Source organism: Paenibacillus plantarum (assembly GCF_013141695.1).
GTDB classification, from domain to species: domain Bacteria; phylum Bacillota; class Bacilli; order Paenibacillales; family NBRC-103111; genus Paenibacillus_E; species Paenibacillus_E plantarum.
In genome coordinates this window covers 281,951-301,452 of the sequence record NZ_WHNY01000075.1, presented here as the reverse complement: position 1 = coordinate 301,452, position 19,502 = coordinate 281,951, and the positions used below count along the sequence as shown (strand labels likewise).

At 45.8% G+C, this 19,502-nt stretch carries 16 protein-coding genes; 2 read left to right on the top strand and 14 right to left on the bottom strand.

Features of this window, described 5'->3' with window-relative positions:
• Nucleotides 1-14: 14 nt before the first annotated feature.
• From GC096_RS29295 to rsgA, 10 genes are all read right to left on the bottom strand, one after another.
• On the bottom strand, nt 15-980 hold the full coding sequence (locus GC096_RS29295; RefSeq protein WP_171635238.1) for a PhoH family protein: 966 nt from the start codon (nt 978-980) through the stop codon (nt 15-17).
• Nucleotides 981-987: 7 nt separating this feature from the next.
• Complete coding sequence (gene yqfD, locus GC096_RS29290) at nt 988-2,181, bottom strand: sporulation protein YqfD (RefSeq protein WP_171635237.1); 1,194 nt, start codon at nt 2,179-2,181, stop codon at nt 988-990.
• A 37-nt stretch (nt 2,182-2,218) separates the two neighbouring features.
• Nucleotides 2,219-2,497 carry a sporulation protein YqfC gene (yqfC, locus tag GC096_RS29285; RefSeq protein ID WP_171635236.1) on the bottom strand — a complete coding sequence of 93 codons (279 nt, stop codon included), beginning with the start codon at nt 2,495-2,497 and terminating at the stop codon, nt 2,219-2,221.
• Between the two features lie 576 nt (nt 2,498-3,073).
• On the bottom strand, nt 3,074-3,535 hold the full coding sequence (locus GC096_RS29280) for a YqfB family membrane protein (protein ID WP_171635235.1): 462 nt from the start codon (nt 3,533-3,535) through the stop codon (nt 3,074-3,076).
• A gap of 18 nt (nt 3,536-3,553) precedes the next feature.
• On the bottom strand, nt 3,554-4,543 hold the full coding sequence (gene floA / locus GC096_RS29275; RefSeq protein WP_216626290.1) for a flotillin-like protein FloA: 990 nt from the start codon (nt 4,541-4,543) through the stop codon (nt 3,554-3,556).
• Between the two features lie 14 nt (nt 4,544-4,557).
• The gene (locus GC096_RS29270; RefSeq protein WP_171635234.1) at nt 4,558-5,223 is read right to left on the bottom strand and encodes an NfeD family protein; all 666 of its coding nucleotides are present in this window, start codon (nt 5,221-5,223) and stop codon (nt 4,558-4,560) included.
• 166 nt (nt 5,224-5,389) lie between these two features.
• Nucleotides 5,390-5,833, bottom strand: a complete 444-nt coding sequence (locus GC096_RS29265; RefSeq protein WP_171635233.1) for a GatB/YqeY domain-containing protein — start codon at nt 5,831-5,833, stop codon at nt 5,390-5,392.
• Between the two features lie 8 nt (nt 5,834-5,841).
• A complete protein-coding gene (gene rpsU, locus GC096_RS29260) occupies nt 5,842-6,015 on the bottom strand; it encodes a 30S ribosomal protein S21 (protein ID WP_028558020.1) in 174 nt (57 codons plus the stop codon).
• Nucleotides 6,016-6,129: 114 nt separating this feature from the next.
• Nucleotides 6,130-6,480: a histidine triad nucleotide-binding protein gene (locus GC096_RS29255; RefSeq protein WP_171635232.1), complete on the bottom strand. Its 351-nt coding sequence runs from the start codon at nt 6,478-6,480 to the stop codon at nt 6,130-6,132.
• Nucleotides 6,481-6,570: 90 nt separating this feature from the next.
• Nucleotides 6,571-7,641, bottom strand: a complete 1,071-nt coding sequence (gene rsgA / locus GC096_RS29250) for a ribosome small subunit-dependent GTPase A (protein ID WP_171635231.1) — start codon at nt 7,639-7,641, stop codon at nt 6,571-6,573.
• A gap of 185 nt (nt 7,642-7,826) precedes the next feature.
• Here rsgA and GC096_RS29245 point away from each other — a divergent pair, with 185 nt between their 5' ends.
• Nucleotides 7,827-9,749, top strand: coding sequence for an FAD-dependent oxidoreductase (locus GC096_RS29245; protein ID WP_171635230.1), 1,923 nt, complete (start codon nt 7,827-7,829; stop codon nt 9,747-9,749).
• 84 nt (nt 9,750-9,833) lie between these two features.
• Here GC096_RS29245 and GC096_RS29240 read toward each other — a convergent pair whose 3' ends face one another.
• Complete coding sequence (locus GC096_RS29240; RefSeq protein WP_246303082.1) at nt 9,834-11,771, bottom strand: stalk domain-containing protein; 1,938 nt, start codon at nt 11,769-11,771, stop codon at nt 9,834-9,836.
• Nucleotides 11,772-11,998: 227 nt separating this feature from the next.
• Between GC096_RS29240 and GC096_RS29235 the strand changes: the two genes are divergently transcribed.
• On the top strand, nt 11,999-13,255 hold the full coding sequence (locus GC096_RS29235; protein WP_246303041.1) for a CapA family protein: 1,257 nt from the start codon (nt 11,999-12,001) through the stop codon (nt 13,253-13,255).
• 113 nt (nt 13,256-13,368) lie between these two features.
• On the opposite strand, the gene GC096_RS29230 is transcribed toward GC096_RS29235, so the two are convergent.
• From GC096_RS29230 to GC096_RS29220, 3 genes are all read right to left on the bottom strand, one after another.
• The gene (locus tag GC096_RS29230) at nt 13,369-14,472 is read right to left on the bottom strand and encodes a chymotrypsin family serine protease (RefSeq protein WP_246303039.1); all 1,104 of its coding nucleotides are present in this window, start codon (nt 14,470-14,472) and stop codon (nt 13,369-13,371) included.
• Between the two features lie 223 nt (nt 14,473-14,695).
• Nucleotides 14,696-18,178: an AAA family ATPase gene (locus GC096_RS29225; protein WP_171635227.1), complete on the bottom strand. Its 3,483-nt coding sequence runs from the start codon at nt 18,176-18,178 to the stop codon at nt 14,696-14,698.
• Nucleotides 18,179-18,290: 112 nt separating this feature from the next.
• Entirely contained in the window at nt 18,291-19,472 is a 1,182-nt protein-coding gene (locus GC096_RS29220; RefSeq protein ID WP_171635226.1) for an exonuclease SbcCD subunit D, read from the bottom strand.
• Between the last annotated feature and the right edge of the window lie 30 nt (nt 19,473-19,502).

Sequence of the window (19,502 nt, the reverse complement as noted above, 5' to 3'; positions counted from 1 at the left end):
TCCAACCTACATCATTACTTAGTCATTTCAGCGTTATAGGCAACAATTATTTTCTGTACAAGTGAATGACGTACAACATCACCTTCATCAAAATAAATAAAGCCCAGTTCTTCAATACCACTAAGAATACGGGACGCTTCAACTAAACCAGAAGATTTCCCTCTAGGTAAATCAATCTGTGTCACATCACCTGTAATGACCATTTTGGAACCGAAACCAAGTCTCGTTAGGAACATTTTCATTTGCTCTGGCGTCGTGTTCTGTGCCTCATCCAGAATGATGAAGGAATCATCCAACGTACGCCCTCTCATATAGGCTAAAGGGGCGATTTCGATGAGTCCGCGCTCTAGTGACTTCGCAACTTGCTCAGGCCCTAGGACATCATTAAGAGCATCATACAATGGGCGTAAATAAGGGTCAACTTTTTCCTGTAAGTCCCCTGGCAGAAACCCTAAACTTTCCCCTGCTTCGACGGCTGGACGTGTGAGAACAATACGTTTGACAGCCCCTTCTTTCAATCGCGTCACGGCAAGAACAACTGCTAAATACGTCTTACCTGTTCCTGCTGGACCTATCCCAAAGACAATATCTTTCTTCTTGATCGTATCCACATACTTCTTCTGCCCAATCGTTTTGACACGAATCGGCTTTCCTTTATGTGTGGATGTAATTTCACCTTTGAACAGATCCAATAATTGCTCTGCTTTCATTTGCTTCGCTAACTCAACGGCATAGAGAACATCTCGCTCAGTTACCGTGTAATTATTGCGAATCAGTTGCAGCAGAACTTCAAAAAGCTGCTGAAGTGAGTTCACTTCCGCAGCTCTGCCTTGAATTGTGATTTCGGCTTCGCGCGTAAAGATTTGAGCTTCAATTTCCCGTTCGATGATATGTAAGAACTTATCCTGCGGACCAAACAAAGCTAGTCCTTCATTTGGATTTTTCAATGTAATTTTTACAGATTGCGCATTTTCTATCAACAGGGCCTCATTCTCCTTGTGTCACTATTGGTTGTTCTTCAGCAATATTCTCTTCGACCTCAAAATGAACGTCTATATAAATTTTACCATTCTCTGTTTTTTCATGCAAAATTTTTTCTCCAACGATCCTTGCATCCTCGCCTGCAGCAGCCAATAATTTGGCTCTAGCTTGCTCTAGACCGACCTTTTTCGCGTTCGCTGCTTCTACCGGTTCTTCGACGACATGTACCTCCATTATTTTCTCATGAAGCCAACCTAGAGGGATTGAAAATGAGCGCCAAGCTAGTGTCTTGCGATCAGGTATCGTTTCAAAATGTTCGAATGCCGTCTTTCCATAGCCTGTAAGCTGCAACGCTCTTGAACCTATTACGAGATAACTTCGATGTTCGGTTTCACCCGTGAAGACCTTATATTGTTTCGTAAGCGGAGCTTCAATTCGGGAGGTATACCAGACCACTCCCTTTATCTTACCATCTGCAACCACGATTTGACTATTTTGCTCATCACCAATCGTACCTGAGATCAAAATAGCCCCTTTGCGAACATAGGTATTCGGTTTAACCATCGGTTTTCCTTTCACCGACTGTATTTCCGTTACGAGCGCACTTTTGGAGGCCACAATGTTACGTGGGTTTTTCAATGGATCTTTTCCGGGGATGGTCGCCTCAACAACCTTAATGGTAATGTGCGTTCCACGAATTTCGACGCCAACCCACGCTGCATTAGGAAGTTGCTGCTGAATAGCACGAGAGAGCTCCTCGGTCTTGTCCAATTTAAATTTCCACTGAAACTTATGGATGCCTTGCTTGGATGCAGCCTGTAAAATGTCAGACGATGCAATACGGTCATTACCGTCCACTGACACCTGCCACACCAATGACGTGAGCACATAGAGACTAATAATAAAAGCAGCTATACCGCCAAATAACACTTTTCTCCGTCCAATTTTATCCATAAAAAATGGCAGCCCAAATCGCTCCACCACATGTACTCTGCAGCCTGTCCGTTTCAAAAGCGGCCGAAGTCGGAAGAAATCTTTGATCAGAATGCACAGCTCCAGCTTCCCATCTTTGTCAGTTTGAATATCCCAAATGGAGAAGCCCCCCTCCACCATGGGACGAATCAACCTTTCGCAGTCCTTGCCTCTAATTTGTATGCGTACATAGCCACGCAAACGGGCAATGAATAGGGATTGTTTCATGACTCAGCCTCCAGTTCTCATTCGCACTACCACTACATTAAGGCATATATTTTACATGATCGATGATGCCTTCAATGAATACTTCTTCTGAAAGAATCGCTCTTATGACCAACTGTTGGCCGCATACTTCCAGCGTTCCTTTCGATAACTCCAGCTTCAGAATCTCACTGGAAAAATGCAGTACGCCCCGGTGATTCTCAACATAAAGCTGTACGTTGCCGATCATCGTGATTCGCGGCAAATCCTGTACAACATCTTGGGGAAGATCAAGGATCTTGGCCGTGAACTGGTTCCATTTGCGGGTCAAGCGACGCATAGCTGGGCAGTACCCCCTCTAACTAGAAGATCGAGAATGCAGAAAAGGCGCATAGACTTTCTACCAAATTATGCGACAGCAGCCGCTTTTATGCTGAATAAACGACTGCACCGTCTTCTTTGGATACATGCGTAACTGTTCGGCTTGGACGCAGAGGATCAGAGGATATGGCAAGTGATCTCGAAGGTCGGAAGTTGTTGGTGGTGTTAATAGGCTTAGAGAGACAAGTACTTTTCACATTTGTTTAACTGGAAAATGTACATCTATTTATGAGAAATCCTCACAAAAATTCGATTTAAATGTAAAACATGTAGTTAAAACTGCTACTTTTGTTTAGATCGGGTAAAATGGTCAAAATTAACTGCAGGTTTTCCATCTATGTTGGGATTAATCGGAATTTTCGGAAAAGTAACTGTATAAAATCCATCTAATCATCTGAGGACAGGAAATTCACGAATTCCCCATCCGACCAAGTCGCCCTTCCGACTCAACAAATTAGATTCATGCTATAGATCCTGGCGTGTGCGCAAAAAAAACACCCTTTCGCAATTGCAAAAGGGCGTTACTTACATCATTTCATCTACGATATGGCTTTTTGGCACGTGGCGGACCTAATATCTCTGCCCAAACAACGCCTTGAAGAACTTGATCCCGATTCGGTTGATCTGGAAATTGACTTGCGGTTGAGATCTCATCAGCATAAATAGGTGAAGTTACTGCTGTTCCACTTTTCACAACTGGCGTGAAGGGTGATGGCTTCTGCTTCTGAGCTGTTGCGGTTGCTTTACCAAGACCAGACTGACTAAATTCGTCTCGTACGCGTTCCGAACGACCAGATGGAGCCATATGTCCTACTTGCACTTTCTTCGCTTCTACAGGCCTTCTAGCGTCGCCTGGGCCGTCTCCAAAGGTCGGCATACCTTTACTTGAAGCTTTCTGCTCAGCTCGCTTGCGTCTGCTTTGTATTTGATAGAAAAAGGTTAACGCTATAATGACCAAATACCAGTTCTTAAATAAGAATGCGATCAGCTGTTCCATTTGATCACCTCACAAACCTTATTCTTTTTCATTTTTTCCATCGTTGACTTTGCCTAAAGAGGAACGCATTTGTGTATCAGATTCAATATTTTTGAGATTCATATAATCCATGACCCCTAATTGACCATTTCGCAGCGCTTCAGCCATGGCAAGTGGGACTTGCGATTCCGACTCAACAACCTTAGCACGCATTTCAACAACTCGCGCTTTCATTTCCTGTTCTGCTGCAACAGCCATCGCGCGGCGTTCCTCTGCTTTCGCCTGAGCAATCCGTTTGTCTGCCTCCGCTTGCTCTGTTTGCAAATGAGCACCAATATTTTTACCAACATCCACATCCGCAATATCAATTGACAGAATTTCAAAAGCTGTCCCTGCATCCAAGCCTTTACCTAAAACAGTGCGGGAGATCATGTCTGGATTTTCTAGGACATCCTTATGAGATTCGCTGGAACCTACGGTTGTAACGATCCCCTCTCCGACACGCGCGATAATGGTCTCTTCACCGGCTCCACCTACGAGTCGATCAATGTTTGCACGAACCGTAACTCGCGCGATGACCTTTACTTCAATACCGTTCTTCGCGACGGCTGAAACATTCGGCGTTTCAATGACACGTGGATTTACACTCATTTGAACAGCTAACAACACATCACGACCCGCCAAATCAATGGCTGCCGCGCGCTCAAACTCCAAATGAATTTTGGCACGATGCGCAGCAATTAATGCGTTCACAACACGGTCAACATTACCTCCAGCTAGGTAGTGACTTTCCAATTGATTGACACTAAGATCAATCCCGGCTTTCGTTGCTTTAATCATTGGGTTCACAATGCGACTTGGCGTTACCCGACGGAGTCTCATAGCAATCAAAGTAATAATGCTGATTCTCACACCGGAAGCCAGCGCAGAAATCCATAGCATAACGGGAACAACACTAAGTAAAATCGATAATACAATAATAATGATGGCTGCAAGCAGCACCAAATATAAGCCTGGTTCAATCGTCATTTGTTTGTATCCTCCTAATGATTTGGTTGGTCATCCACAGCTTTCACTACAACACGAACTCCTTCAACTTCCACAACGATTATTGCTTTATTGACCGAAATAAAACCACCATGCGTGACAACATCAACACGTTCTCCTTGAATTAATGCCGTTCCAGCAGGTCGCAATGGCGTTATGGCTTCTCCCGTCAAACCAACTAGATTAGATCGATCAGGGCTCGATGTAAAGCCCTTGCTCGTGGTTAGCTGTTCCTTCAGAATGAAACGGTTCCAAACGCCGCGATGTTTAAACGTCCTAATTGCAGCAATGACAACTACAAGGGCGACTAGCAAAGCAATAATTAACATGTACGCTGCTTCCTTAGGATCTGAAGAAGCCATCAGTACACCGCCGAATAGGCAAATCGCCCCTAGAACACTTAGAATTCCGAAACTTGGCACAACCAATTCTAGAATCAAGAGAACCAAACCAAGTCCTAAGACAGCCAAGTCACCAAAACTCGCAAAGCCAGCCAAGTAAAAACCTAAGAAATATAAACCAAAGCCAGCAACCCCCGCCAAGGCCAACAATCCACTACTGAAAAAAAGCAGTTCCAGCGCTATACCAATAATGCCAACCATCAATAATACGGTACCTGTCACAGGGTGAGTCAGAAACGCGGATAGATTATCGAGAAACATCGTCGTTCACTCCTTCCCTTCAAACTTCCTTCTCATAAGGTATGTACGTATTAACTTATGAACTGTTTCGGAATTTAGTAGAAAATTTAAAAAAAGCACTTAAACATGTAGAAGAAAAAAGACCAAATGGAATGATCCACTTGGTCTTCACAAAACATATTTGGTATTAACCTAATAATTGTTGAACTAACTGATTGATAAGTTTACCATCAGCGCGTCCTTTAACCTGAGGCATCAATGCCGTCATCACTTTGCCCATATCCGCTTTGGAAGAAGCACCAATTTGCTGGATGGTCTGCTGTACAATGGCTTTCACTTCTTCCTCAGAAAGCTGTTGCGGCATGTACTCAGCTAGAATAACAAGTTCCGCCTTCAGGTTGTCGGCTAGATCATCACGACCTGCCTTACTAAATTCTTGGAGGGAATCCTTACGCTGTTTGATCTCACGAGTTAGAACATCAAGCACTTCATTGTCGTCTAAGGGTCTTTTCAGATCAATCTCAGAATTCTTAATCGTAGAACGTACCATTCGAATTACAGAGAGCTTAAACTTGTCCTGACTCTTCATCGCTTGTTTCATATCTTCGTTCAATCGATCGCTTAAGCTCATGTTGCCTCCTAGAACTTTCTTTTACGAGCAGCCTCAGATTTAAGCTTACGCTTAACGCTAGGCTTGTCATAATGCTTACGTTTCTTTACTTCTGCAAGAACGCCATCCTTAGCGATGGAACGCTTAAAGCGACGAAGTGCAGCATCTATAGTTTCGTTCTTACGAACTCGAGTTTCTGACAACAGTTTTCCCTCCCTCCGAACAGACCATCTAAGACAAAACGGTTCATCAAATCTCATTATAGGTGATAGTAATTAGGGTGTCAATCGCAAAACTGATCTTTCCTACTAGAAAGATTAGTTATGGACCCCAAGGGGTGCCAATCTAGCACCTGCCATCAAATGATAATGCAAATGATGAACAATTTGACCCGCATTTGCTCCAATGTTCGTGATCACACGATAACCTGATTCTTCTACCTCTAGCTCTCTAGCAATTTGCGCAGCCACACGCTGCATTTGCCCCACGACTGCCCAATCTTCCGACTGTCCTGCCGATAGAGAAGCAAAGTGTTTCTTCGGAATGATAAGGACGTGAATCGGTGCTGCTGGCTGAATATCATGAAAAGCTAGAATCTGATCATCTTCATAGACTTTCTTAGAAGGAAGATCCCCCGCAATGATTTTACAAAAAATACAATCACTCATTGATCCATTCGTCCTCCCGACATTGTTATCATACTTAGTTATAAGTTTATCGGAAAGCGTTCAAAAAATCCAATCCAAATCTTATCGGAATTAGCGATGAGGTTGACTTTTGAGGGATTGGTGGATCTTCTTCCATTTTGCCTTCTCAGCGGCTTGAAGTCCTTTGTCCTCTTTACGAGCCAAATAAGCCAGTTCCTTCTGTAATTTCACATAATTCTGAAAACGCTCCGCGGACAAAGCTCCCGAATTTAGCGCAGATTTCACCGCACATTTCGGTTCATTCTCATGCTTACAATCTTGAAAGAAGCATTGCTCGGCGAATTCCTCAATATCCTGGAAGGATGTGCTCAACCCTTCGGAAGCGCTCCAAAGCTGCAGTTCTCTCATTCCTGGTGTATCGATCAAAATACCGCCATCCGGCAGTAAAATCAGCTCACGATGGGTTGTCGTATGTTTTCCTTTGTCATCCCCGGATCGAATATCTCCCGTGTTCAAAATATCTCTGCCATAAATACGATTCACTAAGGTTGATTTCCCAACCCCTGATGAGCCTAGAAGTGCAACCGTCTGTCCGCGAGTCATGTAGGCAGCAAGTTCATCTAAGCCTCGATTTTCGGCAGAACTAATAATATGAATGGGTACGCCAATGGCAACAGCCGCTACTTCAGCCGCTAACTCATCTGGATTCTCGCATAGATCAGACTTACTTAATACGATGACGGGATTAGCGCCGCTCTCCCATGCGAGTACTAGGTAGCGCTCAATTCGACGAACATTAAAATCTTGATTCAAAGCATTTACCAGAAAAACGGTATCTACATTGGTTGCAACAATTTGCTCTTCCGTGACTTGTCCAGCCACTTTACGGGAAAACTTACTTCGACGAGGAAGCACGGCATGGATCACAGCTCGCTGCTCTCCTTCACGGATTGATATCACTAGCCAATCCCCTACCGCAGGGTAATCCTCACGACGTAGAGCTTGGTGACGCAGTTTGCCAGAAACTTCAGCCAACACTTCGCCAACTTCCGTCTGAACGCGATACATATGTTTATGTTCTAAGGAGACGCGGCCTGCGACAAATCCTTCTTCGTTAAGAAAGGGTTCAAATGCTTTTTCGAAACTTACATGCCATCCTAAATCTGCTTTATTCAAGTTCATATTTACATCCTCTCAAGGGGTTCTAATGTGAAGTATATACCGAACCGATAAGCCTCACACGGGAAAGAATGAGTTAGATTATTTAATCCGCGGATCCTTTTTGACACCGGTCAATTCACTTGTAGACTGCAAGTCTATTTTTGCATATAATAAGTGTAAATGGATCGTTTGAATGGAGTGAGCGGATGAGTCAATTCATGAGAGCCTCGACCCGCAAAAAGCGTGATGTGATGATGGAAGTTGCCCTAACGATGTTCATGGAGAAAGGCTACGAGAATGTTTCTGTCGATGATATTATCGCAGCAACCAGCACCTCCAAAGGAACCTTCTATCATTATTTCAAAAGTAAAGATGCCATCATTTCAGCGTTATACAGCAAACAGACACAATTGATTCAGGAGTGGGTGAAACAGCCCCCTTCGAAGGTACAATCGCTAGAAGGTCATATTAATCGTCTATTTTTAGACTTAGCGTCGAATATTCAAATGTCACCGAGACTAATTCGTAGTTTGCAGGCACTTTCTCTACAAAATGATACGGTAAAATCGGAAGAACTACAGCAATTGAAAGTCTTGACTCAAAGCTTAATGCACTGGCTCCCGGAGCCCAAAAAGATTGAACTACTCGTATGCATGTATACCGGAACGATTCTTACTTGGTGCAATCAAGATGATGCCGACCTACTCTCCATGATGAAAAACAACTTAGCCTGGCTTTGGGTAGGTCTTCGTTCTGAGGAACCTTACGCATCGCTGCAGGTAGAACCCGTCCCCAAGGAGGAAAAGCGAATGAAAGTAGCTATTATTGGCGGAGGTTTAGCTGGATTAACAGCAGCCGCGTATTTATCAGAAAATCCACACGTTGAAGGTATTCTATTTGAGCGCAGTCCACAGTTGGGAGGGCGAGCCTTTACGTATGAGAAAGCAGGTTTCACGCTCAACTATGGTGCGCATGCCATCTACGGAATTGATCGTCATACACTGACTACGATGGAACGTGAGCTCGGTCTGTCCTTCTCCTCTAAACAAGTAGATAAACGCAAAGTCGTCTATGCAAAGCATAATCAACTTACAACCGCGCCGCTGGATGCCATTAATTTACTCAAAACAGATCTGCTAAGCACGATTCAAAAAGTTCGCTTTGTAGGTGAAATCGCGGCCATTATTGCTAATATTCACAATATTAAAAACTACGCTACACTAGCAGACTATCTTGCCGAATCTAACGCCGACGAAGATGTTAAAGAGCTGTGGGAGCATTTGGTTTGTTCCAACTTCTTTATTACACCTGAAGATGCTCGCAACGTGTCCGGCGCTGTAATTAGCGAGTATTATCACAACTTGTTCTTGTCTAGCAAACCGGTTAACTATGTCTTGGGCAGCTGGGCTGTCATCACAAATCAACTAAAACAGAAGATGACCTCTTCCGGTAAGTGGGAAATCGCTTTGCAAGAAGGTGTCGACGGACTTCGTTATGAGGATCGTAAATTTGTTTTAAAAACGAAAACCCGTGAAATGGCGTTCGATAAAGTGATCTTCGCAATGCCGGTTCAACAAGTAGTAAAACTACTTAAAGGTTCGGCTTGGGAGCCGTTCCTTGCCCCATACGAGTCCAACACAGCAACCGAAGTTATGGTTTATGATATTGGATTAAGCACCGTTGTCGCTAGACCATTCAGTTACATCAGTGACATGGATAATAAATTATTCATCAGCGATGTTTCCGCAACGGATCATACACTTGTCCCAGAAGGTGGTCAACTGCTTCAAGGTATCGCCTACCTTAGTGATAAGTTCGATAACGACGAGGAACGCAAGGCCTATTTGGACAATAAAACCTCACAAATGGAAGCACTATTCGACATGCATTACCCAGGCTGGCGCGATGTTACCGCGGTAAAACGTGTTTCGAAGAAAGCCATGGTATCCAGTGTGAAAAACATTGCAACCAACCGACTTTTGCCAACTCGTGTGGAAAATATTCCGTTCTACTTCTGTGGAGATGGCTGCACAGGTAAAGGCGAGCTTGCTGAACGCGCATTCTCGAGTGCACGCAGCGCGGCATTATCCATCGTACAGGAAGTGGAACAAGCTTTACAGAACGTATAAATTCGTGCAAACGTAACTGCGATAACAAATAAAAAGCTGTTCAAGATCTGACGTGTTGTCAGAAATTGAAACAGCTTTTTCGCTTTATTTGCTGGTAATGGACACTGTTCTCGTTGCCCCATCCCAATTGACAATACCGCCAAAAGTTTCTCCTACGAATCTAGCAGGCGCAAGTGTGTAACCATTGACTAGTCTGGCTGGTTCTTCCAACTCAATCGGCTTGCCATTCACATTGACCGTTTTCTGATCAAGTGTCAGCTTTACAGTCGTGTTCCCTTTGGTTGCCGTGACAGATCGGGTTGCTGCTTCATAATCAACCTTAGCTCCCATTGCTTCGAAAATAGCTCGAAGCGGTGTAAATGTCGATCCATTTACAATGGCTGGGGCTTGTTCAAATTGCTGTACAGTACCATTGATATTCACGGAAACTTGTGATGATATGCCAAACGTGCGGAACGCCACTTGTTGGCCGGATTTATTCAAGATACGCAGCTGAAGAACAGAGCCTTCTGGCACCTCGCCAGCTTTGAGATCCAACCCGTACGGTAAACTCGTTTGGGTAGCAATAACACGACCATTCAGTAGATACTCCACTTTACCAATGTATACTTCAGGTATTTTGATAAAAGGAATGATTCTCGTTTGCTTCGTAAATGCTTGATGATCCGCATCAATCGGCACATATCCTACACGGTCCGCAGGTTTAGCTGCGTCCTTCACTTCAGAAAGCAAATACGGATTAGCAATCAACTGGCTGTAATAGCTTTGAATGTCAGAGGAAGTCGATAACGAGTAATCGTTCTTTGCGTTATTCATTTGCTGATCCACATTAAAATACGTAATAGCTTTCAATCTTGGATATTTGTAAGGCATAATTTCATACAACCGTTGTAGGTTCAGCTTCGCCCATTCCGTGTAATCCTCACCAGCCGAATGTGAATAATGCGGAACGCCAGTCTCACTCAGCATCAAAGGCTTACGATCTGCATAAGTGTTGTACAATCTTGTAAGTCTTTCTACGTTACTCGTCGCAAGCATGGATGGCAGTGATGGGTCTCCATTTTCGTAAGGCTCAATGTATAAGCTGACACCAACCCAGTCCACATACGCATCACCTGGATAGTAGGGATCGATATCATTCGCCGGTACATCCCCAGGGCTCCACACCATAGCCACGTTAGGCGCGTCTGTCGCAAATACATCATGAAGCATTCTAAACTTCGCGATATACTGCGCAGGATTCCCATGCCATTTCACCCATGCACCGTTCATTTCTCCTGCAAAACGTAAAAATATTGGAATTCCAGCAGCTTTCGCCTCTTTCGCCCAGCTCCTTAAATAAGCTCCATCTGTAACAGGATCTAGCCCATCATCTGGCTCCCAAGCGATTTGCAAAGCACCACCAGCATCTTTGGCGCGCTTCGCATAGGAGGATGGAAAACCTTGCCCCCAATGAGCATAAGCTAAGTAAATCGCATGCTTTTTGCCGTAGACGGATTGCATTTTAGTAAAAGTATTACCGACTTTAGGATCTTGCTCGGAATATATGCCTAAATATGTACCATATGCAGGTTCAAACTTAGCCAAGCGTGATCCGGCAGATTCGGAGCGATCCTCGACGATGCTCTCGATATTCTCTTCCCGATATAATTCAACGGTTGTCCGAATTTGATCAGCACGCTGCAACTTGACAGCGCCCCAATCCTTGCCTGCATTGACCCAATATTGATTCTCCTGTTCATAATAATGAATCGCTTGATCATAATCACCGATCTCATCAAAATATTTGTCTAATTTGCCACTGAAAAGAGCCGCATTCTCCCAGTCCCCTGCACCTGCATAGTAGTCAGCTAGATATATCCAATGAGGAACCGCTGCTTTGGAATTTCCAGACGCTTGCAACGAGTCCGCTTGTTTCCAATGATCCCAAACAACATCCGCACGTACAGGTACTGGAGCCCCCGCCATACCCGCCGCAAGAATACCAACAGCCAGTGAAAGAATTCCTATTCGTTTATTCATTTTCAATAGTTATATACTCCCTTTCATGATGTTCTAAAATATTCGCATGTACTTGATACGTTATGAGTCACGGAAAAGTAGCATATTACTTAAAAAATTACAAAATCCCACTACCTATCAGGCAAAATTGACCCAAATTTGATGATTTCAGCACGACGGTTCGATCCCTTTTGCAATTAACCATTGTTAAAATATAGAAAATAAGAGTGTGAAAGGGTTTGCATCACATGAAAAATAAAGGAGCAGTTATCCTGATGGCAGTTTGTATATGTTCGTTATTTGTTGGTTGTAAAGCCGCCCTTAACCCCTTGCCCATTGGAATGAAGTCAACTGCTAATGAATCAAAATCAACTGAAGCTACCCAGGATTTAAACAACCTACATGTTTTGGAACCCCTACCAACGACGAAGGTGACTGGATTAGATGAAGATATGAGTCAAACACCTCCCTCCATTCTCAGCACAATCAATGATGATAGTTCTCCGAATGTCGTATATGTACAACCAGCTCCAACCCAACAAGATAGGTCAGAACCCTTACATATTCTCTATGCTGGCGATGCGATGTTCGATTGGTCTGTCAAAGAAGCGATCAACCGTAACGGACCTGATTATCCCTTCGTGCATATTCAATCCGAGATTGAACAGGCTGATTTCTCTTTCGTCAATCTGGAAACGGCAGTAACCCTGGAGAATGAAAAAGATACCAATCAGATCTACAATTTCAAATCGAATCCTGAATCACTTACTGGTCTGAAAAATGCAGGTTTTGATATGGTGTCCGTGGCCAATAATCATTCTATGGATTTCTTGCAAAAGGGGTTTCTCGATACACTTTCCCATTTAGATAAAGCTGGCTTGCTCTATGTGGGAGGTGGTCTGAATGCCCAAGAGGCGTACCAGGCAAAGCGTGTAAGTTTGAAGGGAAAAACGGTGAAATTCCTCGCTTTCTCTCGGTTCATCCCAACTGGAGATTGGTTTGCAGGCAAGAACAAGCCTGGTATTGCTCAGGCCTACGATAGAAAGCCAGTGCTCGATGCGATTGCTCAGGAACGTAAGGATGCTGATTATGTACTCGTCTACCTGCATTGGGGGGTGGAGATGAATAATCGCCCTGAGGCTTGGCAGCGCGAATTCGCTAAACAAATGATAGATGCAGGCGCAGATGCCATCATTGGGAGTCACGTGCATGTACTGCAAGGTTTTGAGTATTACAAAGGCAAGCCTATTGCCTATTCGATCGGTAATTTCCTATTCCCTGACTACGTAACCGGCCCAAAAGCGGACACGGGTCTGCTCCATTTGAAGTTCGATGATGGGCAAATCGAGATGTCTTTTCAACCTTTTTACATTGAAAAAAATCAAATCGTCTCCAAAGGTTCCGTTTATGCAGAAAAGCAATTAGCTTATTTGAAGTCTATTTCTTATGGGGTGGCACTCGAGGGGCAGACGATTCGACCAGAGACTGGGTTTGCCAGTAAATGAGTGAGTCGTGGAAATATGTAAAAGGAATGGCCGATGGCTATTAAACAGAAACAAGGATTGCGATCACCTCGTTTTAAGTGAATAGCCATCGGAATTCTATTTATTAGATTTATTTACTTATGGGATTTCACCAAAATCGCTCTAGTACGCTTCCGTTGTTGCGCTGTTAAAGGCTGTACATAAGACGCATCACCATGAGGTGCAGTCCCTTTTATTTTACCTGCTTTATACGTGCCACCTGCAGCCGGAATAGCGGTACGCACACCATAAGATGCCATAACTACACCGATCGGATTACTAATGGAACGAGAGCCATCCGCCGGACCCGCGAAATTGAGTGCTACCGCATAACGATCGCTGGAACGGAGCCAAACAGAGCCTGAATCACCTGGAAGCGATACTGGACCCGAGGTTCCAACAATGACAGTCTGATTGCGAAACAGCAGCGTACCCAAACTACCGCCATATGATACACGTACATCCACATTATTAGACTCCACCGTTCCCCTAACAGTTCCTGAAGTTCGACCAGATTTAAACACTTGAAGACCAACAGGATAACTTAGTAGATGGCCTGGCACTGTAATTAAGTCGCCCGATGCATTGCGTAAATATCTTGGGTTTAATAGGTTATTTGAGGTTGGAAGGGCAATTGACGAATCCTGAAAATTAACTTCACCAGGGCGTAACGGAACAAATTGATACGCTCTTCCTACTCGATCAGTCCCTGATCTCCCCCCATCTGCCGGACCAGGTTGAACCGTTTCAGAAAATGCGGAAGAATTATCTCTGATCAACACATGGTTGTTACTTAGGATATAAAGTTGATTATTCTTGATGACAATTAAACCTGCAGTTCCTGTCGCGGAGGGATTCGTCCTACCAATACTTACTCCGCCAGGTACTGGACGATTTCTACTTTGAAAAGAAGTTGCTTTGTACATCTTGGGTTTAGGTACTTTTAACACATGTGCTTTGAAAGAATCCGCAGAGAGAAAACGCACGGGAACAGACGAACCTAATTTAGAAGCAACGCTTTTCAGATTATTTAATCCTGAAGGCACGATTTTTTGGTGGGTGTATACAATGACACTCGCACCTGCGGTTGGTTTTTTGGGATCTGCGTACCCGACGCCTACGCCCATAACCTCTGCCCTTTTCAATAATACAGGCGAGAGACGATTCTTATGTTTCAGTGCTTCATGAAATGTTGCCATGCACATTCCCCTTTTCGTCATGTTGGTGCAGTGTATGCCAACTTGTACGATTCGGCATGATGCCTTTACCTAAGGGCCATGCAGGAAACAAAAAAAAGGCTAATGACCGATAGTGGGTCATTAGCCTTAATGGGGGTGATAAGAAAGTGAGATGCGCAGCGAGTGAAAGCTGATCTTCACGGACTATTTCGAGATATAAAGTGGTGTTTACTAATAAATTTTTTTATAGTTCTTCAAGAGAAATGCGGCTCCCACGGCCAGATGGTTCTGCAGGTTGAACAATTAATTTGCGAACGAGTCGAGCGCGGAGTTCGGGTACGTGCGAGATGACACCTACAGCTAGTCGATCTGTATGCAGCTTCTCCAGCGCACCAATAACCATGTCCAGCAACTCTTGGTCCAGCGTTCCGAAGCCTTCATCAAGGAAGAAAAACTCCAAAGGATATTCGCCTTTCAGCTGAATCTGAGCGGACAAGGCTAATGCTAACGCTAACGAGGTGAGGAAGGTTTCTCCACCCGATAGCGTGCCAACTGGTCGCTTCACACCGCCATTCGCATCGTCACGAATGACGAAACCTCCGCCCGAGTCGACTTCAATCCCATATCGTCGACGCGTTAACTCACCCAGCCGCTCGGATGCCGCGCGGCTTACTTGCATTAACTGCTCTTCGGCAAGGTACTCGACGAAGGCATTGGCCTTGAGCACGGCTTGCAGCTTGCCAAGCCGTTCTAGCTGCGTCGCCTGCTCAGCGCGCTGCGCTTCGAGCTCGCACCAGCGCAAGTGCCGCGCAGCGAGCTCGCTGGCGCCCTGCGCCGCCTTGGCTCGCGCCTCTAGCGCGGCCTCGGCGCCGGCCTTCGCGTCGCTCAGCTGCGCCTGCGACTGTGCCCATTCGGCCGCGCTCAGCACGCGACCCTGCAGCTTCGCTGCCAGCTGCGCCAGCTGGGCGCGCAGCGCCTGCTCGCGCTCGCGGTGCTCCGCCGCGAGCTGCGCCCACTGGCGGCGCTGCTCAGGCGCCAGCGCCGCTGCCTCTGCGGCTTCGCGCGACGCGAAGCCGACTTTCTCGAGCGCGCCGGCTAGCGCGCGCTCGGTCTGCGCCAGCTGCCGCGCCGCGGCGGCAGCGGCTTCGGCGGCGGCGCTGTAGCGCTGCGCCGCCAGGGACTGCTCGCGCTGCGCAGCAGCGTGCGCGAGCTTGGTCATCTGCGCGATCTGCCGCAGCTGCGCAAGCGCGGAGGTCGCCTCCGCGATGAGCTGCGGCACCGCCGCGCCAGGCGCGCGCAGAGCGAGCTGCCGCGACTTGTCGGCGGCGAGCAGCGCGAGCCCTTCTAGGCGCTCATGGAGCTGCAAAGCCGTACGCTCGCGCTCCTGCGCAGCATGCTGTAGCTTCTCGATATTAACGAGTAGCTCCTCGAGGAAAGGGATGCTTTTCTCAATGCGGCCACGCAGCTCATCCGCCATCCGTTCATGATCAAGGATCTGTTGGAGTTGTTCTTCAACAATTTCCCAGCTCAGCTCTGCAAATCGCTCTTGCCACTGGAGAACTTGATCTTGGATAGCAGCCGTCAGGCCACTTAATCTAGCTTCAGCTTCTACAACCAAGCTAGCAGCCGCTTGCGCTTGCGCTCCTAGGACTAAATCTTGTTGTGTCAATTGTACATGTTCTTTGAGCAAATGTTCATATGCCTTCCCAGATGCTTCCACTTGAGAAGCAAGGTTTTGAGAAGCTGAATTCACACTCTCCCATGCCTTTTGCCAGTCTTCCAAGCTCATGACCATAAGCGAACTAAGTGAACTTGCTTGATCACCGATTTCTTGACCTGCGGCAGCTTCTTGAAGCGCAAGGTCCCGTCCAGCAACTTCTTCTATTTGTTTACTTATCGCTTCATCAGGGAAACTCAAATCTGCAGCCTGCTTATGTTGATCCGCCATACTTCGAATGAGTTGCAACCCTTGATACTGACTTTCTTTCACTTGCTGCAAGTACGGCTCGATTTGATGCAGTAAGGTTTCAGAAAGGCTGTTCTTATCCGGATCCTCTGCGTTTATGCTACTCTTATGCAGCGCTGGATGCTCTAGAGCACCACACACGGGACACGATTCTCCCATTTCCAATTCTGCAGCCAACAAAGCAGCCAAGGCATGACGTTCTTGATGTTTCAATCGCTTTCTTTGCTCTTCCAACCACCCTTGCAGGCCAGTCGAGAAAGCTGTAGATAAGCCTTGTTGTTTCTGCAATTGCCATTCAATCGAAGCACTAGCTTCAAACCAACTTAAAAGCCGAGTATACAACACTCTCTGTTTGTCCAAAATCAATGCTCTCGATTGCTCCACAGTGTTACATGCATTCACTTTGTCAACTTTGTTTCGTTGTGCTTCTAGCTCTTGAGCCTGAAGAAGAAGTATAGCCTTTTTCTCCTGCACAGCATATTGCAATTGTTGCCTCTTCGCAGCATCCGTCTCAACCAGTTTTAATTGAGCTTTCAGTTCAGTTTGTTTGGCAACTGCTTTTTGTTTCGTTTCATGTGCTTTCGACATATCCGCTTGCAAATTCAATAAGGTTGATTTCACTTCAGCTTCTTGTGTTTGTGCTGCTCGAATTTGCGACTGTATTTGTTCGAGCTCCTGTCCAATCACAAGCGCTTGTTCCAATTGATCCAAACGCAGCAATAATGGCCCTTCTTGTGCAACTAGATCCTGCCCCGCTTTATCAAAAGCAACCGATGCTCGCTGAAAATCAGTTTCCGAGCTAGCTAGGGATAATGTTGCTGTTTCAAGAAGTGCTTGGTTTGACAACACATCTTTAGCAGCCAGTTTATGTTGATCCAAGTAGGGAATAACCCTCTCAGCTTGTTCAGCCAGCTTTAGGATCTGTTCTTTTTCAGCAATAAGCTCTTCTTGTTCATGATGCTTTCGCTGCTCTTGTTCAAGACCTTCCGATTCCTTTATCCATTGATAGACTTGTTTGTTTTCTTCGTAGGCCTTCTCCTGTTGCTCCAAATGAAGTCGACTTCGAACCGCCTCTTGTTCCGTTTCAAGAAGTCTTCTATTCGCTTCCTCCAAAGCTGCAGTGGTCGCATCGCCCAAGCCCTGCTGTTCAGCAGCAAGCTGTTTAACGGCGCTGTCCGTTTCCTTTACTTTAGAGCTGACCTTTGCGCTTAATTGATCCCCATAGGTTTCAAGATGGAAAAGACGTTGCAGCATTTGCCTGCGATCTTTGCCTGTCAAAGTCAGAAACTCTGCGAACTTTCCTTGTGGGAGTACAACTGCTCTTGTAAAATCCTGCATGGACAGACCGAGTATGTTCTGAATCTGTTGATTGACTTCGCCTGCCTTATCCGCCAGCACAATAGTTTCGTTATCGCGTATATGTAAGAGACGAGAAATCGTTCCGTTGATGGACATTTCAGCTCCGCGCTTGAATTGCCGCTCTACTCGGTAGCGCGCTGTGCTCGATGCGTTCGTCAGTTCAAATGTAAAAGAAACGAAAAGTGTTTGCTCCGCATGATTCATGATCGCTTGTGTGCCACCGCTTGCCCTTTCTACTTTGCCGTAGAGGGATAGCGTTATCGCATCTAAGATCGATGATTTCCCGCTGCCTGTTGGTCCAAAAATACCAAACACGCCCGCATCCACGAGTTGGCTAAAATCGATCGTTTGCAGCTCTCGATAGCTTTGCAAACCAGACATCTGTAACTGAATTGGACGCAATGTATTTTCCTCCTTTCATACACATCGCAAAGTTATCCACAAGTACTAATTGGGGAAAACACTTCGCATACTCTCTTCTCACGTACGTAGTCGTAGATCTCTCCCTGCTCAATTACTCGCCTCCAGAGGAATCCCCCAGATCTTTCTCTTGCAGCAGTTCCAAAAATAATTGAACTAACGCAGGCTCAGGCTGTGCGCCTCCCGTTTGGCGCGCATAGAAGCGCGTGAAATGCTCTTCCATCGAAAAAGCCGCTCTTGGCATCGCCGAACGCACAACTTCCATTTCTGGATATATGGGGCGAATGTGAATGAATCCTTCGTATGCTTTACGTAACGATTGTATCTGTTCAATAGACATCGCAGATGTCATCGTAATCTCCAAATCGATCCATGCCGTGCTATCCCGCTGCTCTTCTAACCATTGATGAACTTGTCCTATGCCTTCCTTCGCCTTCCAGCTCACTAAGGGGCGACCTGAGGTCAAAAAAATCTCTTCTGGCTCGGCTACCTGCCCTGGGGCAAGATCAAGTATCGTAACCGATTTGGCTTGGCCCGCTTCCGAGAAGCTGTAGGCTAACGGTGATCCACTATATCGAATGGGTGATGCGGCCTTCACATTTTGAGGACGATGCAAATGACCTAAGGCAACGTATTGCGCACCTGCTGTCAAAGCCGTTGTATCAACTGTATAAGCACCGCCAACCTGAATAGGTCTTTCAGAATCCGTTTCATGCCCTCCTAAAACATACAAATGACTCATAATCAAATTTACTGTGCTAGCTTCAAAAGAAGCAGCTTGTTTACGTATGAGTGTCCCGACTCGTTCTGAATATTTGCTACGCAGCACTTCTTCCTCTGCAACTTCGGACAACAACTCTTTCAATCGTGACTCCGATGGATACGGCAAAGCAATTAGTCGTGCAAGCTCACCCGTACGCGCTATGCCAATCGACTGAATTTCTGGAATTGGCAAACCTATCAAAGTGATGCCTTGCGTTGCTGCTAGTGGACCCGAAGCTGCAAGCCGATCCGGATGATCATGATTGCCTGAGATAATCGCTACATGCCTCTTCCCGCCATCTGCTAATCTGGCAATGCCTTCATAAAACAACTGCTCCGCTGCAGCAGGCGGATTCACGCTGTCATAAATATCTCCTGCGATCAACACTAGATCAATGGCTTGATCTTCTACGATGCGCACGAGCTCATCCATAAACGCAATTTGTTCTTCCATCCGGCTTCGACCTTCCAAGGCTCGTCCAAAATGCCAATCCGCTGTGTGTAAAATTCGCATGTCTCATCTCCTTCCTACCCCTGGGTTGGC